Origin of the sequence: Collinsella aerofaciens, assembly GCF_964283865.1 — a bacterium.
Classification (GTDB): domain Bacteria; phylum Actinomycetota; class Coriobacteriia; order Coriobacteriales; family Coriobacteriaceae; genus Collinsella.
In genome coordinates this window covers 1-15,280 of sequence record NZ_CAXYLS010000008.1, presented here as the reverse complement: position 1 = coordinate 15,280, position 15,280 = coordinate 1, and the positions used below count along the sequence as shown (strand labels likewise).

16 protein-coding genes are annotated in these 15,280 nt (G+C 63.2%); 12 read left to right on the top strand and 4 right to left on the bottom strand.

Features of this window, described 5'->3' with window-relative positions:
• Position 1: 1 nt before the first annotated feature.
• On the bottom strand, positions 2–1,405 hold the full coding sequence (locus ACRX4W_RS05865; protein WP_432299598.1) for an L-aspartate oxidase: 1,404 nt from the start codon (positions 1,403–1,405) through the stop codon (positions 2–4).
• A gap of 28 nt (positions 1,406–1,433) precedes the next feature.
• Positions 1,434–2,459: a quinolinate synthase NadA gene (gene nadA / locus ACRX4W_RS05860; RefSeq protein WP_117778740.1), complete on the bottom strand. Its 1,026-nt coding sequence runs from the start codon at positions 2,457–2,459 to the stop codon at positions 1,434–1,436.
• Positions 2,460–2,751: 292 nt separating this feature from the next.
• Between nadA and ACRX4W_RS05855 the strand changes: the two genes are divergently transcribed.
• On the top strand, positions 2,752–3,474 hold the full coding sequence (locus ACRX4W_RS05855) for a LytR/AlgR family response regulator transcription factor (protein WP_117839953.1): 723 nt from the start codon (positions 2,752–2,754) through the stop codon (positions 3,472–3,474).
• A complete protein-coding gene (locus ACRX4W_RS05850) occupies positions 3,474–4,751 on the top strand; it encodes a sensor histidine kinase (RefSeq protein WP_117839952.1) in 1,278 nt (425 codons plus the stop codon). The genes ACRX4W_RS05855 and ACRX4W_RS05850 overlap by 1 nt, the downstream gene beginning before the upstream one ends.
• Before the next feature lie 64 nt (positions 4,752–4,815).
• On the opposite strand, the gene ACRX4W_RS05845 is transcribed toward ACRX4W_RS05850, so the two are convergent.
• Positions 4,816–5,391: a hypothetical protein gene (locus ACRX4W_RS05845; protein WP_124785755.1), complete on the bottom strand. Its 576-nt coding sequence runs from the start codon at positions 5,389–5,391 to the stop codon at positions 4,816–4,818.
• A gap of 136 nt (positions 5,392–5,527) precedes the next feature.
• On the opposite strand from ACRX4W_RS05845, the gene trxA reads away from it, so the two are divergent.
• The 9 genes from trxA (at position 5,528) to ACRX4W_RS05800 (ending at position 13,809) form a co-directional block, all read left to right on the top strand.
• A complete protein-coding gene (trxA, locus tag ACRX4W_RS05840) occupies positions 5,528–5,848 on the top strand; it encodes a thioredoxin (RefSeq protein WP_432299594.1) in 321 nt (106 codons plus the stop codon).
• Between the two features lie 221 nt (positions 5,849–6,069).
• Complete coding sequence (locus ACRX4W_RS05835; protein ID WP_006235225.1) at positions 6,070–6,318, top strand: hypothetical protein; 249 nt, start codon at positions 6,070–6,072, stop codon at positions 6,316–6,318.
• Between the two features lies 1 nt (position 6,319).
• Positions 6,320–6,814: a nickel-responsive transcriptional regulator NikR gene (nikR, locus tag ACRX4W_RS05830; protein WP_117839950.1), complete on the top strand. Its 495-nt coding sequence runs from the start codon at positions 6,320–6,322 to the stop codon at positions 6,812–6,814.
• A 42-nt stretch (positions 6,815–6,856) separates the two neighbouring features.
• Positions 6,857–9,325: a carbamoyltransferase HypF gene (hypF, locus tag ACRX4W_RS05825; RefSeq protein ID WP_124785754.1), complete on the top strand. Its 2,469-nt coding sequence runs from the start codon at positions 6,857–6,859 to the stop codon at positions 9,323–9,325.
• Positions 9,326–9,456: 131 nt separating this feature from the next.
• Complete coding sequence (locus tag ACRX4W_RS05820; RefSeq protein WP_089573632.1) at positions 9,457–9,717, top strand: HypC/HybG/HupF family hydrogenase formation chaperone; 261 nt, start codon at positions 9,457–9,459, stop codon at positions 9,715–9,717.
• Positions 9,717–10,829 (top strand): hydrogenase formation protein HypD, encoded by a 1,113-nt coding sequence (gene hypD / locus ACRX4W_RS05815; RefSeq protein ID WP_241154622.1) that lies wholly within the window; start codon positions 9,717–9,719, stop codon positions 10,827–10,829. Before ACRX4W_RS05820 ends, hypD begins: the two co-directional genes overlap by 1 nt.
• 214 nt (positions 10,830–11,043) lie before the next feature.
• Complete coding sequence (hypE, locus tag ACRX4W_RS05810; RefSeq protein ID WP_124785753.1) at positions 11,044–12,078, top strand: hydrogenase expression/formation protein HypE; 1,035 nt, start codon at positions 11,044–11,046, stop codon at positions 12,076–12,078.
• A 125-nt stretch (positions 12,079–12,203) separates the two neighbouring features.
• On the top strand, positions 12,204–12,872 hold the full coding sequence (locus ACRX4W_RS05805; protein WP_124785752.1) for an HAD family hydrolase: 669 nt from the start codon (positions 12,204–12,206) through the stop codon (positions 12,870–12,872).
• Between the two features lie 385 nt (positions 12,873–13,257).
• The gene (locus tag ACRX4W_RS05800) at positions 13,258–13,809 is read left to right on the top strand and encodes an IS110 family transposase (RefSeq protein WP_241154621.1); all 552 of its coding nucleotides are present in this window, start codon (positions 13,258–13,260) and stop codon (positions 13,807–13,809) included.
• Here ACRX4W_RS05800 and ACRX4W_RS05795 read toward each other — a convergent pair.
• Positions 13,769–14,910 (bottom strand): IS3 family transposase gene (locus ACRX4W_RS05795; RefSeq protein WP_420897178.1). Its coding sequence is split into 2 segments (ribosomal slippage): positions 13,769–14,652 and positions 14,652–14,910, totalling 1,143 coding nucleotides; the frame shifts between segments, so codons are not numbered across the junction. The genes ACRX4W_RS05800 and ACRX4W_RS05795 overlap by 41 nt on opposite strands.
• Before the next feature lie 137 nt (positions 14,911–15,047).
• Here ACRX4W_RS05795 and ACRX4W_RS05790 point away from each other — a divergent pair.
• Positions 15,048–15,209 (top strand): hypothetical protein, encoded by a 162-nt coding sequence (locus ACRX4W_RS05790; protein WP_241154619.1) that lies wholly within the window; start codon positions 15,048–15,050, stop codon positions 15,207–15,209.
• The last annotated feature ends 71 nt before the right edge of the window (positions 15,210–15,280 follow it).

Sequence of the window (15,280 nt, the reverse complement as noted above, 5' to 3'; positions counted from 1 at the left end):
TCTACTCCTCCACGGCCTGCGTGCCGGCGGCACGGGCCAAATCATCGATTGCAAGGGCATCGGCGCTCAGGGCGCGGTGACGCCCGTCAAGCGCGGGATCGCCCGCCTGCTCCACGGTCAGCGATTCGCCGGTACGCATATACCACGCGGCACGACGACCCCAGACCAGCGCCTCGAGCAGGCTGTTTGATGCAAGGCGATTCTTGCCGTGAACGCCGTTGCAGGCCGTCTCGCCCGCGGCGTAGAGCTCGGGCATCGAGGTGCGGCCGTCCTTATCGACCCATACGCCACCCATAAAGTAGTGCTGCGTGGGCGTAACGGGGATGGGCTCGTCCAAGATGTCGCGGCCGTCCTCAAGGCAGCGCGCGCGAATGTTGGCAAAATGCCCGGTCACCACATCGCGTTCGACGGGGGCGAAGCTCAGCCACTCGTGCTCGGTACCGTCCTGCTTCATCTGCTCGCGAATAGCGGCGGCGACCACATCACGCGGCTGAAGCTCGTCGGTAAAGCGCTCGCCGGCGGCGTTGAGCAAAATCGCGCCCTCGCCGCGGCAGCTCTCGCTGATCAGGAACGTACGGCCCGGCTGCGGCGAGAACAGCCCCGTGGGGTGGATCTGCACGTAGTCCAGGTGCTCCATCTTAATGCCATGCCCCTGAGCGATGTAGCAGGCGTCACCGGTGAGCTGCGGGTAGTTGGTGGAGTGATCGTACACGCCGCCGATGCCACCCGTCGCCCACAGCGTATGGCGGGCATGGATCTTAAACGGCTTACCGGCATGCACGCCCTCGGCGGCATTTGCCAGCTCGTCGGCGGGGCGAGCTGAATCGTCCTCGTCCACGGGAACGGCGACGACGCCGGCACACACCGTGGCGCCGTCACGCTCGCCCGTCAGGATGTCGGTCATGGCCACGTGCTCCAAAATCTGCACGTTATCCAGCTTGCGAACGGCCTGGAGCAGCTTGGTCGTGATCTCCTTGCCCGTAATGTCGGCATGGAAGGCAATGCGCGGACGGCTGTGCGCGCCCTCGCGGGTAAAGTCGAGGCTGCCGTCGGCCTTGCGCTCAAAATCCACGCCCATCGCCAGCAGGTCGTTGATGACCGAGCGGCTCGAGCGGATCATGATGTCGACGCTCTCGCGGCGGTTCTCGTAATGACCGGCGTGCATGGTGTCCTCAAAGAAGGCATCGTAGTCTGAGCCTTCGGGCAGCACGCAGATACCGCCCTGCGCGAGCATCGAATCGCACTCGTCGACAGCGCCCTTGGAAAGCATGATCACGCGCGTGCTCGTCGGCAGGTTAAGAGCCGCGTACAGGCCCGCCACGCCGCAGCCGGCAATGACGACGTCGCACTCCATATCGGGGTATTGCTTGGTTTCCACAGGAATCCTCTCCCTTGAATGTGACATAAGGGACCGTCCCTCCTGCCACATTGTTCTAGCGCGCTGCGTACTCGAGCATGCGGTCGAGCGTGAGCTTGGCCTGGTCTGCAGCCTCGTCCGACACGCCGATCTGCACCTCGCCCTCGCCTGTCTCCAGGCAGTGCACGAGCTTTTCGAGCGTGATGAGATCCATGTTGACGCAGGTGGGCTGCACCGCGGGGAAATAGAACTTCTTGCCGGTGCCCTGGCAGCGGCGCTCGAGCTCGTAGAGCACGCCGCGGACCGTCACGATGATGAACTCGCTCGCGTCCGACTCCTCGGCATACTTGATGATGCCGGCGGTGGAGCCGATGTAGTCGGCCTCGGCCAGGACGTCGGCCTTGCACTCGGGGTGCGCCAGCACGAGCGCGTCGGGGTGGGCCTCCGTCGCGTCGACGATCTGCTCGACGGTGATGATGTGATGGCGCGGGCAGTAGCCGTTGTTGAGGATGACGTGCTTTTGCGGCACCTGCTCGGCTACGAAGCGTCCCAGGTTTTGGTCGGGAATGAACAAGATGTGCTGCTGCGGCAGCTCGGAGACGATCTTGACGGCGTTTGAGCTGGTAACGCACACGTCACTCCAGCTCTTGATCTCGACCGTCGAGTTGACGTAGCACACCACGGCCAGGTCGTCGCCATACTCGGCGCGCGCCGCGTCGACCGTCTCGCGCTTGACCATGTGCGCCATGGGACAGTCCGCGCCCGGCTCGGGCAGCAGCACGGTCTTGGTGGGATTGAGCAGCTTGGCGCTCTCGCCCATAAACTCCACGCCGCACAGCACGATAGTCTGCTGCGGTAGGCTTTTGGCGAGCTTTGCCAGGTAGAAGCTGTCGCCGACGTAATCGGCCACAGCCTGAACCTCGGGCGCCACATAGTAGTGCGCCAGGATCACCGCGTCACGTTGGGTTTTTAGTTGCTGAATGGCCTCGACAAGCTCTGCGGGCACCAGTGCCGCGCGCTCCGTTGCCGTCGTTGCCGATGCTAGGCCGGCCGCGATATCGCGTGCAAGCTCCGACGCATCCATGTTCGCGCTCTGTGCCATCAAGGCCCCTCTCTTTTGGCGAATCTTGGGGCTTTAGTATGACACCTAGGTTTACAGCTGACAAGACAGCTGTAAACCTAGGTGTAAGGTTGAAATAAAGATTCAATCATGCGGCAGGTCCATTTTCGAACTGGCAAGCTGAGGATAGCCGAGCTCTCGATAGCGCAGGAGGCATCTTTCGCCACCGCAATACCGCTCGGCGCGAGTTGCGCACCGTGAGGCACGAACGGGCGCTCCCCCGCGAGTGGTCCGCGCCCAATGTGGCAAAATCGAACTACTAAGGGGGCTCAGAATGCTCAAGATTATTGCCTGCGACGATGACGCCGCTTTTCTAGATAGACTGCACCGGATGATCGACCGTTGGTCGATCGAGACGGGCACGGCGGTCGATGTTGCGCTCGTCACGCGCGGCGAGGACCTGCTGGCGCGCCATGCCGCGTCGCGCGCCGACATCATCCTGCTCGACATGATCATGCCGCTCGTCAACGGCATGGACACCGCACGCGAATTGCGCCAGGCCGACACCGCCGTGCGCCTGGTGTTCCTCACCTCGTCGCCCGAGTTTGCACTGGAGTCCTACGAGGTCCGCGCCTTCGACTATCTGCTCAAGCCCGTGACTTACGAACGCCTGGCGCAGTTACTCGACGAACTTTCGAGCATGCGCCCGGCGGCAACCGACGAGCTCGTGATCAAAACGTCCTTTGGCTACCACGCCCTGCGCCTGTCCGACATCGAATATGCCGAGGCGCGCAACAAGCACGTGGTCTTCCATCTGCGCGACGGACGCGATATCGAGGCACTCGAATCGTTCCGCAGCGTCGAGGACCGTTTGGCGCAAAATGCCACCTTCTTTAAATGCCACCGTAGCTACCAGGTCAACTTGCGCAACATCGACCACTTCGATCGCACAGACATCGTCATGCGCTCGGGCGCGTGCATTCCGCTGTCGCGCAGCAGCAAGCAGGGGTTCCAAGACGCCTACTTTGCGGTGCGCTTTGAGGGCGGGAGGCGCTGATGATCTCCTCGGTCGAAATGGTCCTTTGGGCAATCCACCACGCCACGACGCTGCTCTTTGGCGTCTTTGCCTCGGCGGCGCTGTGCGGTATCGAAATCAATCGACGCCATGCACTCGAGTTGGTGGGGGTCGGAGCCGCAACCGGCGCTGCCTTTTCGATCGCCAATGTCGTTGGCGGAGAGCTTTTTGCCCGTCAGGTCTATCCGCTCGTCGTGCACTTGCCGCTTACCGTCTACCTATGCGCGCGCTACCACTTGAGTCCGCTACTCGCGACGTTGGGCGTCACCAGCGCCTATCTGAGCTGCCAGTTCAGCAATTGGATGGGCATCGCCGCATTTGCCGCAACCGATTCTCAGATCGCGTACTATCTGGCACGCATCGCTACCACGCTCGGCGTCTTTGCCGTCCTGCTGCATTGGGCCGGCGACATTGGACCCCGCCTGGCGATTAAAAGCCCCACCGAGCTGGGCATCCTTTTAATCCTGCCGCTCGTCTATTACATCTTTGACTACGCCACCAACGTCTACACCACGCTGTTCCACTCGGGCTCGGTGGTGACAGTTGAGTTTTTGGCATTTGCGCTCTGTGCCTTCTATCTTATGTTTCTTGCCGTTTACCTGCGCGAATACGAAGAAAAGGAAACCGCCGAGCGAGAGCGTTGGATGCTCGAAACCCGCGACAGCGCCGCCATCAAAGAGCTCGAGGCTTGGCGTCAATCTGGGCGCGAGCTGTCGATTCTTCGCCACGATATGCGCCACTTCCTACGCGGCCTGGCCACTTTAATTGAGGAGGGCCACACCGACGAGGCGCTCAACCGCATCGACGAACTCTGCGAAGCCGGCGACCGCACCGCCGTACGCCGCTTCTGCGCCAACGAGACCGTAAACATCGCGCTTTCGTCATTCAACTCAGATATCAATAGAAACGGCATTACCGCCAACCTGCGCGCCGCCGTACCCGAAACCGTCCACGTAGGTGACGCCGACCTGTTTAGCGTGCTCTCAAATGCCTTGGAAAACGCTATCACCGCCGCAAGCGCCGCACCCCAAGGAAAGCGATTCGTCGACCTTGACCTGCGACTTGAGGACGGCCAGCTGTTGCTGTTAGTTTCCAACACGTTTGACCGCGCGCCGCGCATGGTCGACGGCATGCCCGTGACCCGGCATGCGGGCCACGGCTTTGGAACCAAGAGCATCAAACTTGCCGTGGAGCGCATGAACGGCAACTGCCAGTTCCGCATTAACGGCGATCGGTTTGAGCTGCGCGCTGTGATGTAGAAGTACGGCGCCGATCTCGCGGCGCGCCTCGCCCGCCAGGCAATCGCTCGCCGGTGCCGATCCGCTACAGTGGAGCGACCGCCGGGGTCAGCTGCTTGATGTAGGCCCACATACGCTGCTTGGCCGCTTTGTCGGTCAGCGCCGCCTCAAAGCCATCGAGCGCGAGCACGCGGCGGCCCTGCACATGGGCGACCAGGCCGGGCTTGAGCATGGCGGTGTCGAAGTCATCAATCGCCACGAGCATATCGGCGTAGGTTTCGCGCATGACATCGGCCGCACTGTTGTCGAGCAGCAGCACCGCCTCGGGGTCCAGAGCCTCCAGCGCCTCGCGGAACAGGTCGCACGGCAGAGTCTCGCCCACCGCGACCGCTCCGTCACCCGCGCCGGCGACGCTTGCCAGCACGCAAAAGTCCTCGGGGGCATATCCGATGGCGCCGAGCGCCTTGCGCAACGCGGCGCCATCCGCGCCGGCAGCCAGCTCGCCGCCCGAGCACTCGGCTTCATCCAAATCGCCTTTGACCAGCACAATCGGCGAGCACGCGTTGCCCGCGATACGCACACCGCGACCTGCAAGCGACGCGAGCTCCTGCTCGGTCGCCTGAGCGATGGCTTCTTTTTTCTGGCTTTGTGACGTGGGCATGCGCTCTCCAATCGTTTGCGTGCCCACCATTATATAAAAGAGCCGCCCGCGAGTGGTTGCTTTGCGGGCCGCTGGGTATAAGCACGGTCGTACTGAGTTTTACGCGGCCGAGCCGCGTCGTATTATGGAGGTCACCATGGCTGACATTAAGCAGATTACCCCCGAGAACCTCGATTCCATCGTTAACGACAGCCTGCCCGTACTGGTTGATTTTTGGGCCCCGTGGTGCGGCCCCTGCCGCTCGCTCTCGCCCATCGTAGACGAGGTTGCCGACGAGCTGGCCGGCAAGTTGGCTGTGGCCAAGTGCAACGTCGACGACAACCAGGACCTGGCCATGAAGTTTGGCGTCATGAGCATCCCCACGCTGATCGTCTTTAAGAACGGCGAGGAGGTCGACCGCTCGGTCGGCGCCTTGCCCAAGGCAAGACTTCAGGCACTGCTGGAGAAACATCTGTAATACGCTTGTTACCCATCTGCCGTCCATGAGCGGTTTCGCACCGCTCGCCGGAGTGCCAAACGCAAGGTATGCGACCACGGATAGTATGGTAGATACAAACAGCCCCCAGTGAACGGGTGCGGGTCAGACGGACTCGCACCCGTTTTCTTATGCGGCGGCGCTCAAGGCGGGCGTAGTAGAATCTGAACCACCATATCGCCCCGTACAAAAGGAGACTCCCCATGCATGACGTCGGAATGAACATGAGCCAGCTTGCCATGAGCGTCAAGCAGGTCGACGACACCATTGAGCTCGCTCACGAGTGGAGCCATCAGCTGCTGCATGCGACCGAGAACTTTGACATGGAGCGCATTGGCGCCAAGCTCGAGGCCGCCATGGCGGCACTCCACGAGGCGCACGATGCGCTCGAGGGCTACGAGGAGGCCATCGAGGCCGACCACAACTCCGTCGGCTCTGTGAAACTGGTGTAACGTGGCCGAGCACGAGCACGCGCACAATCACGGTGCGGACGACGATGCAAGCTGCCGCTACAGCGGCTCCAGCTCCGAGCTGGTCCGCTTTTCGGTCACCGCGCCCGACGACCTGCTGCGCCGCTTTGACGAGCAGATCGCGCGCCGCGGTGACGTGGCTAACCGATCCGAGGCCGTACGCGATCTGATTCGCGCCTCGATCGCCAAGGAGCAGATGCGCACGCCCGACGAGCATGTTATCGGGTCGCTCACCATGATCTACGACCACCATACCGGCGACCTGACGCGCCGTCTGGACGAAGTGCAGCACGACTACACCGACGAGATCGTATCGACCATGCACGTGCATCTGGATCACCACAACTGCTTAGAGATTCTGGCGCTCAAGGGTCGCGGCGAGCGCGTCTACGAACTAGCCGACCGCCTGCTGGGCCTGCGCGGCGTTAAGCACGGTGAGCTCACGTGCGCCGCCACCAAGCAGAGCCTGGGGCTGTAGCGCACCTGTCCCTATTTGGTCGGTTTTGATGAGGGGTGTCGCATGCGACATGTGCATATTCATGTGACGGGCATTGTGCAGGGCGTTGGCATGCGGCCGTTTGTGTATCGCGAGGCCATGGCGCATGGCATTTGCGGATGGGTGCTCAACGCGGGCGACGGCGTGCATATCGAGGCGCACGCCCGTGCCGAGGCGGTTGACGGATTTGTCGCTGCTCTTTCTGAGCATGCGCCCGCGGCGGCTCGCGTTGAGCGAGTCGATATTGCGGATTTGAAGCCTAGCGGCTGGAGCGCTGCCGATGAGCAGGGCTTTCGTATTGTGGCATCGCAGGACCAGACCGCGCACACGACGCTCGTCTCGCCCGATATCGCCACCTGCGATGATTGTCTGCGCGAGTTGTTCGACCCCGCCGATCGGCGCTATCACTACCCTTTTATCAACTGTACCAACTGCGGACCGCGCTTTACCATCATCCGGTCGCTGCCTTATGACCGAGCGGCCACGTCGATGAATTGTTTTCCCATGTGTCCTGAGTGTGCCGCGGAGTATGCCGACCCACTCGACCGGCGTTTTCACGCGCAGCCCGATGCCTGCTTTGATTGCGGGCCGCATATCACGTGGCGCGAAGCGAGCGTGGGCGGTGAGCCGGGCGAAGCCGCCGCGTTGCCGGCCGTCGGCACCACACGCGAAGCCAGCGACGCTATCATCGAGCGCTGCATTGAGCTGCTGGCCGGCGGTGGCATCGTCGCCATCAAGGGCCTGGGCGGATTTCACTTGGCATGTGACGCCTCCAACGAGCAGGCGGTAGCCGAGCTTCGTCGTCGCAAACGCCGCAGCAACAAGCCGCTTGCCGTTATGGTGCGCGACCTTGCCGACGTTGAACGCCTGTGCCATGTCAACGACGTTGAGCGCGGCTTGCTGGCCGGCAGCATTCGCCCCATTGTGCTGCTGCGCCGACGTGCTGTTTGCGAGAGCGGCGGCTCCCCCGACGCCCTCGCGCTCGCGCCGTCCGTCGCGCACGACCTTCCCGAGCTCGGCGTTATGCTCCCCTACACCCCGCTTCAGCATCTGTTGCTTGCCGCAGCAGAAGCCCGCGGTGTGCACGCACTCGTCATGACCAGCGGAAACCTGAGCGAAGAGCCCATCGAGACCGATGACGACCTTGCCTGGGAGCGCCTCGTTGCCGCCGGCATTGCTGATGCGCTACTCGGCAACGACCGCGCGATCCTCTCGCGCTACGACGACTCCGTGGTGCGCGTGGTCAACGGCGCCATTATGCCCGTGCGCCGTGCCCGCGGATATGCACCCCAGCCGCTGCCGTTGCCGGCGCTCGACGGCGCTCCGTCCTGCGTGCTCGCCTGCGGGCCACAACAAAAGGCCACGATTGCGCTCACGCGCGAAGGGACGAACGGCGAGGCAACCTGTTTTGTGTCGCAGCATATCGGCGATGTTGAAAACGGCGGGACCTTCGATGCCTGGAACGCCGCGCGCACGCGCTTGGAAGATCTCTTTGACTTGGCGCCCGCCGCCTTGGCCTGCGATTTACACCCCAGCTATCTATCGGACCAGTGGGCGCGCGAGCAGGCGCGAAAATGCAATCTGCCGCTCGTCGAAGTGCAGCACCATCATGCGCATATCGCGAGCGTAATGGCCGAGGCCATCGCCGCGGGCCAGCTTACAACCGACACGCGTGTCCTTGGCATCGCCTTCGACGGCACCGGCGCCGGCACCGATGGGACCATTTGGGGCGGCGAGTTTCTTGTTGCCAGCCTTGACGGCTTTGAGCGCACCGCGCATTTGCTCACCTGGGCGCTCCCCGGCGGGGCGGCCTCCGTACGCGACGCTCGACGCAACGCCTTTGCCCTGCTCAGCGAACTCGGCCTACTCGAGCACCCAGGCGCCGCTCAGCTTTTGGACAGCCTCGACGAGCAAACGCGTAGCGTGACAGCCACCATGATCGAGCGCGGCATCAACAGCCCGCGTACCAGCAGCATGGGACGTCTCTTTGATGCCGCGGCAGCAATTCTGGGCATCTGCGACAAGGCAACCTACGAGGGCGAACCCGCCATAGAACTCGAAGCCGCCGCCTGGCGCGCGTTCAGCAGTGAAAGTGCCTGCCCCACCGGCAATATGGTCAGCTTTTCCGTAACCGAATCATCCCGTCCGGACGACTGCCATGTTCTGAACTCCAGACCGCTTTTTGAGGCGCTTTTGGAGGGAATCAGGACCGGCGTGCCCGCCGGCAAGCTCGCGCTCGACTTCCACGTCACCATCGCGCGCTCCTCGGCACGAATCGCACGCGAAATCTGCGCCCGTGAAGGCCTCGACACCGTCGCGCTCTCGGGCGGCGTGTTCATGAACCGACTTTTGCTTCAGCTCCTCACCCGCGAGCTCAAAAGCATGGGTCTCACTGTCTTGATTCCCCGCTCCGTGCCCGTCAACGACGGCTGTATCGCCTACGGTCAGGCCGTCATCGCTCGCGCTCGCCTCGCGCAGACAGCATCGCGATAGGCTGTTTTGCCAGCCTGCGCGCCGCCGTCTCACAGGTGTAACGCGTTTGCTCGTGACTCCTGCGAGCGCTACCATCAACTGATGGGTAATTAGGCGCCTATCCAGCGCAAAACGTATAAAAGGGGAACATTATGTGCCTTGCCGTTCCCGGTAAAGTGGTCAAACGCGACGACGACCTTAAGGCGACCGTCGACATGATGGGCATCGAGCGCCCCGTTTCGCTGCGCCTCGTGCCGACGGCACAGGTAGGCGACTATATTCTCGTGCACGCCGGCTTTGGCATTCAGATTGTCGACGAGCAGGAGGCGCAGGAGACGCTCGACCTGGTCAACACCATGACCGAACTGGTCGAAGAAGACCAGCTGGCCACCAACCCGGCCGAGGCTTACTAGTGGCGGCCGGACAGCCGGCTCGCTCCGGTATCGACTTCTCGGCATTCCGCGATCCCAAGCTGGCTCGCGAGCTCATCGAGCGCATCCGTGAACTCGTCGGCGACCGCACCATCAACCTTATGGAAGTCTGCGGCACGCACACCGTGAGCATCGGTCGCTATGGCTTTCGCTCCATTATGCCTGCCGGGCTCAAACTGCTGAGCGGTCCGGGTTGCCCCGTCTGTGTTACCGCCAACCGCGATATCGACCATGCAATCGCGCTCGCCAAGATGGACGGCGCCATCATCACCACCTTTGGCGACATGATGCGCGTGCCCGGGTCGTCTACCTCGCTCGCCGCGCAAAAGGCGGCGGGGCGCGATATTCGCATTGTGTACTCCCCGCTCGATGCACTCGATATCGCCGAACACAACCCCGATCGCCCGGTCATCTTTATGGGCGTCGGCTTTGAGACCACGACGCCCACCATCGCCGCCGCCATTTTGGAGGCCGATGCACGCGGACTCCAGAACTTCTCGGTCTATTGCGCCCACAAGACCACGCCGCCGGCGCTGCGCGCCATCGCCAACGATCCCGAGACCACTATCGACGGCTTTATCCTTCCGGGACACGTCGCCACCATCACGGGCTTAGCCCCCTTTGACTTTTTGGTCGATGAGTTCGAGACCCCAGGCGTAGTCACCGGATTTGAGCCGGTCGATATTCTGCAGGGCATCTGCATGCTGGTCCAGATGGTTGTTGAGGGGCAGCCCGCAATCGACAACGCCTACCGCCGTGGCGTCAACGCAGACGGCAACCCCGTGGCGCGCCAGCTGGTCGAGCAGGTGTTTGAGCCATGCGACACCACGTGGCGCGGGCTGGGGCCGATTGCCAACTCGGGCCTTTCCATCCGCCCCGAGTTCTCGCGCTTTGATGCCCGCACTCGCTTTGACGTGCCCGTTGAGACGACGGTCGAGCCGCGTGGGTGCCGCTGCGGCGACGTGCTGCGCGGGGCCATTACGCCGAGCGACTGCCCTCTGTTCGGCCGCGCTTGTACACCCGAGCATCCCATCGGCCCCTGCATGGTGAGTTCCGAGGGCAGCTGTGCAGCATATTTCCGCTACCGAGGCTAATGGGTTCCGCCGCTCTAACGAACGGCGGGCCGGTCGACGCTGCGCGCCATTCAGGCGAGCGATTTGCCTTTCAATCGTCGGCTGCGGGCAAAAGCCCAGCAGCCTCCTCTTTCAAGGCAACTCACTTCGCCTGAATGGCGCTCGCTGACTTTTACTTAACATCGATTCTGCCACACTCAGCTATTGCCGACCCCCCACGATTGGAGTTTTCGATATGTCCCGTACTGCCACCGATAGCACTGTCCTGTTGGGCCACGGCTCTGGCGGCCAGATGATGAAACGCATCATCGATGAGGTCTTTTTGGATGCCTTTGGGTCGCCCGAACTGCTCGAGGGCAACGATGCCGGCGTCGCTGCGCTGCCCGCGAGCGGGCGCATCGCCATGTCGACCGACAGCTTTGTAGTCTCGCCGCAGTTCTTCCCCGGCGGCAATATCGGCCGACTCGCCGTGTGCGGAACCGTCAACGACGTCGCGACCTCGGGCGCTAACGTGCGCTACCTCTCATGCGGCTTTATCCTCGAAGAGGGCTATCCCATGGACAAGCTGCGCCAGATTGTGCAGACCATGGCCGAAACGGCACATGAGGCAGGCGTGAAGATTATCACCGGCGACACCAAGGTGGTCGAGCGTGGCGGTGCCGACGGCGTCTACATCAATACCGCTGGCGTAGGCGAGGTGCCCGCAGGCGTGACGCTCAGCGGTGCCAACTGCCGGCCCGGCGACGTCATCCTGGTGTCGGGCACACTCGGCGACCACGGCATCGCCATCATGAGCCAACGCGAGGGCTTGGCGTTTTCGAGCGCCATCGAAAGCGATGCCGCGCCGCTCAACCACCTGATTGCCGATGTGCTTGCCGCAGCACCCGACACACGCTGCTTCCGCGACCCCACGCGCGGTGGCCTGGCCTCGACGCTTAACGAGTTTGCCCAGGCCAGCGGTGTTGCCATGGAGATCGACGAGGATGCCGTGCCCGTGCGCCCCGACGTGCAGGCCGCCTGCGAGATGCTCGGCTACGACGTTCTGCAGGTGGCAAACGAGGGCAAGATGGTTGCCGTGGTGCCGGCCGAGCGGGCCGATGCCGTGCTGGCCGCCATGCGCGCCGCGCGCTACGGCGAGAATGCCGCCATTATCGGTCGCGTGCTGCCGCTTGCCGAGGACGCCCGCCCCGCCGTGCGCGTACGTACCGGTTGGGGCTCGACCCGCATCCTCGACATGCTCGTAGGAGAGCAGCTGCCGAGAATTTGCTAACGACAGAGATGGTCGGGCAGCGCGGCCCGATACACGGCAGTCAAAGTTGTTCAGATTTCAAACATGCCCGACACGCCAGCCCGTTATCATGGGTGCGTCCTATAACCCAAACGGCGGGAGCACCCATGGCAGCAGCTTTTTCCCATGTGATTTTTGATTTAGACGGCACCATCCTCAACACGCTCGAGGACCTGGCAGCCGCCGGCAACCATACCTGCGAGATGCACGGCTGGCCCACGTTTGCCGTAGACGAGTACCGCTACAAGGTGGGAAACGGCATGCTCAAGCTGGTCGAGCGCTTTATGCCCGCCGAGTATGCGGGCGACGGCCGTATGTTTGAGCAGACGCTTGCCGAGTTTAGGGCTTATTACGGCGAGCACAAGGAAGACCACACCGCACCGTACGCCGGTACGATCGAGATGCTCGACCGCCTGCGCACCGCGGGTGTGCAGCTTGCCGTGCTCACTAACAAGGACCACGTCTCGGCGGTTCCGCTTATCGAGAAATACTTTGGTTCCGAGCGCTTTGCGCTGGTGCAGGGCCGCGTCGATGCGTTTCCTCCCAAGCCCGAGGCACCTGTTACGCTGCACGTGATGAAAGAGCTAGGCGCCGACCCGGCAACCACACTCTATGTAGGCGATTCCAATGTCGATATCCTGACCGGTCACAACGCCGGCCTCAAGAGCGCGGGTGTCACCTGGGGCTTCCGCGGCCGCGCAGAGCTGGAAGCCGCTGGCGCCGACTACGTGGTGGACACCCAGGACGAGCTCGCGGCGCTAATCCTGGGCGAGTAGCGGGGCTGTCGCTCAACACGGCTGCATAGATTCTGTCGCGCGGAAAGCGCATCCCGTTTTGCCGCCTCAGAATGGGATGCGCTTTCCGGTTGAGCCTTGTCGGGAAACGGCATCCCGTTTCAGAGCAATATTCCGGGTCGCGCTTTCCGCAACCCACCCCATCCGGAAACCGCGACCCACTATTCGGCCAAATACCGGCTCGTATTTTCCCGAGCATTCGATGCAACGCTGGCGCAAGGAGTGTCCCCGACTGCCGGCAGAGACGATATGAGCAGGACATAAAAACATTGGGAGCCCCCGGCATGAAAGTCCGCGGATCAGGCCGACAATGGTGAGTGTCTAATCCAGCCGTGGCGGCCACGCCGCATTCATGGAAGGGGCTCCCATGCTCGATACTACCACCTTCGTCGGCCTCGACGTCCACGCCCGCTCGATAAAGGCCGTCTCCCTCGACGTCATGACCGGGGAGGTGCGCTGCGCGACCTTCGGCTACGACGCCGGGGCCGTCGCGGCGTGGGTCCGGTCCGTGGACCCCAGGGCCAGGTGCGTGTACGAGTCCGGGGTCACGGGGTTCGACCTGCAGAAGAGGCTCTCCGGCCTGGGGGTCGACTGCGTGGTCGGCGCCGTCTCGAAGATGATCAAGCCCAGCGCGGACAGGCGCAGGAAGAACGACCGCAACGACGCCGAGTTCCTCGCCCGCATGCTGTCGGTCGGCAACGTGGTCGAGGTGTGGGTCCCCGACGACGAGTGCGAGGCCGCCCGCGACCTGACCAGGGCGCTCGAGGACGCGAGGGACGACCTCTCGCGCTCGAAGCAGCGGCTCTCCAAGTTCCTGCTCAGGCACGGGCTCGTCTTCGACGAGAGAACGCCCACCGGCCGCAGTGGATTGGCAACACCTATTTGGACGATTCCGGGAGGGACAGCCCCGCTTCCCTGAACTCGACCGGCGACATGTAGCCCAGCGTCGAGTGGATCCTGAAGTTGTTGTACCAGTTCACGTAGTCCGAGAGCTTGGCCCGTAGCTCGCGCGTCGTGCCGAACGTCTCGCGGTGGACGAGCTCGGCCTTCAGTATCCTGTTGGTCGACTCGTCGACGGCGTTGTCGTAGGGGCAGCCCTTGGCCGACAGCGACCTCTCTATGCCGAAGGTCTCGAGCATCAGGTCGATCTCGGCGTTGTCGAACTCGCTGCCGCGGTCCGTGTGGAATACCTCGATGTCCGAGATGGGGAAGGAGACCGTCGCGAACGCCGACTTGACCAGCCGGGCGTCCTTCCTGGGCCCGGCGGAGTGACCGACGATCTCTCTGTTGTAGAGGTCGACGAGCAGGCAGACGTAGTTCCACGAGGCCCCGACGCGCACGTAGGTCAGGTCGCTGCATATATGGGTGCGCGGCGCCCTGCCGCCGAAGCCGCGCGCGACGACGTTGGGCACGTCGGCCTCGTTGACCGCCCCGGGGTGCACCTTGAACCTCTTCCTGCCGTATGCGCTGACCAGGCCGTTCTCCCTCATGATGCGGCAGACCCGGCGCCGGCTGACGGTGACGCCCGACCTCTCGAGCGACGCCTTTATCTTGCGCGAGCCGTACCGGCCCTTGCTGGCGGCGTGGGCCGCGACCACGGCCGGCGCGGCGGGGTCCGGCGCGTCGGGCCGGTCGGCCCGCGAGCGCATGGAGTAGTACGTCGACCTCGCGACGCCGAGGAGCCTGCACTGCGCTGGTATGGGGTAGCGGCCCTCGTTGGCCGCTATGGCCCTCACTTTCGAGCGTATATCAGCGCCGCTTGTTTTAAGACGTCGACCTCCATCCGGAGCCTGCGGTTCTCGCGCTCGAGCTCCAGGATCCGGTTCTGCTCGGGCGTGCGGTTGTCCGCGGCGCGCGGCGAGCCGGTCGCGTTTATCGACTTGATCCACCTCTCCACGGTGCTCTTGCCGAGGTCGTACTCGTCCATGATCTCGCGCTTGGGCTTTCCGGCGTTGTAGAGGTCGACTATCTGCCTCTTGAACTCGTCGGTGAAATGCCTCGGGTGCCTGGGGTCCCTCATATACGGCCCTCCCGTCTCTCGCGCCCCTCCCGGAACTGTCCACATCAGTGTAGCCAATCCACAGGAAGGGGAACTGGACCCGGGCGCACTGGTCCTGGATCGAGTCGATAAGGTTCGCGGAGGGGGCCGACAACGAGGTGCTGGCCTACTACGTCGAGGCGGTCAGGCGGGCGGCGGAGGAGAAGTCGAGGCTCGAGGGGCTCGTCGGGGCCGAGGCCCGCAAGCCCAGGTGGAGGAGGAGGGTCGACTCCCTGCGCTGCCTCAAGGGCGTCGACACCGCGACCGCCGCCGACTGTTAGCGCTACTGTAAAAACAACCATTTTGACCAACGCTCAACAACCAATCATGCCAACGCAATCCCGCCATTTGC

What these genes read in the sequence shown, in the direction of transcription:
- ACRX4W_RS05865 (WP_432299598.1), bottom strand. Translation starts at nt 1,405, where the DNA reads ATGTCACATTCAAGGGAGAGGATTCCTGTGGAAACCAAGCAATACCCC.
- nadA (WP_117778740.1), bottom strand. Translation starts at nt 2,459, where the DNA reads ATGGCACAGAGCGCGAACATGGATGCGTCGGAGCTTGCACGCGATATC.
- ACRX4W_RS05855 (WP_117839953.1), top strand. Translation starts at nt 2,752, where the DNA reads ATGCTCAAGATTATTGCCTGCGACGATGACGCCGCTTTTCTAGATAGA.
- ACRX4W_RS05850 (WP_117839952.1), top strand. Translation starts at nt 3,474, where the DNA reads ATGATCTCCTCGGTCGAAATGGTCCTTTGGGCAATCCACCACGCCACG.
- ACRX4W_RS05845 (WP_124785755.1), bottom strand. Translation starts at nt 5,391, where the DNA reads ATGCCCACGTCACAAAGCCAGAAAAAAGAAGCCATCGCTCAGGCGACC.
- trxA (WP_432299594.1), top strand. Translation starts at nt 5,528, where the DNA reads ATGGCTGACATTAAGCAGATTACCCCCGAGAACCTCGATTCCATCGTT.
- ACRX4W_RS05835 (WP_006235225.1), top strand. Translation starts at nt 6,070, where the DNA reads ATGCATGACGTCGGAATGAACATGAGCCAGCTTGCCATGAGCGTCAAG.
- hypF (WP_124785754.1), top strand. Translation starts at nt 6,857, where the DNA reads ATGCGACATGTGCATATTCATGTGACGGGCATTGTGCAGGGCGTTGGC.
- ACRX4W_RS05820 (WP_089573632.1), top strand. Translation starts at nt 9,457, where the DNA reads ATGTGCCTTGCCGTTCCCGGTAAAGTGGTCAAACGCGACGACGACCTT.
- hypE (WP_124785753.1), top strand. Translation starts at nt 11,044, where the DNA reads ATGTCCCGTACTGCCACCGATAGCACTGTCCTGTTGGGCCACGGCTCT.
- ACRX4W_RS05805 (WP_124785752.1), top strand. Translation starts at nt 12,204, where the DNA reads ATGGCAGCAGCTTTTTCCCATGTGATTTTTGATTTAGACGGCACCATC.
- ACRX4W_RS05800 (WP_241154621.1), top strand. Translation starts at nt 13,258, where the DNA reads ATGCTCGATACTACCACCTTCGTCGGCCTCGACGTCCACGCCCGCTCG.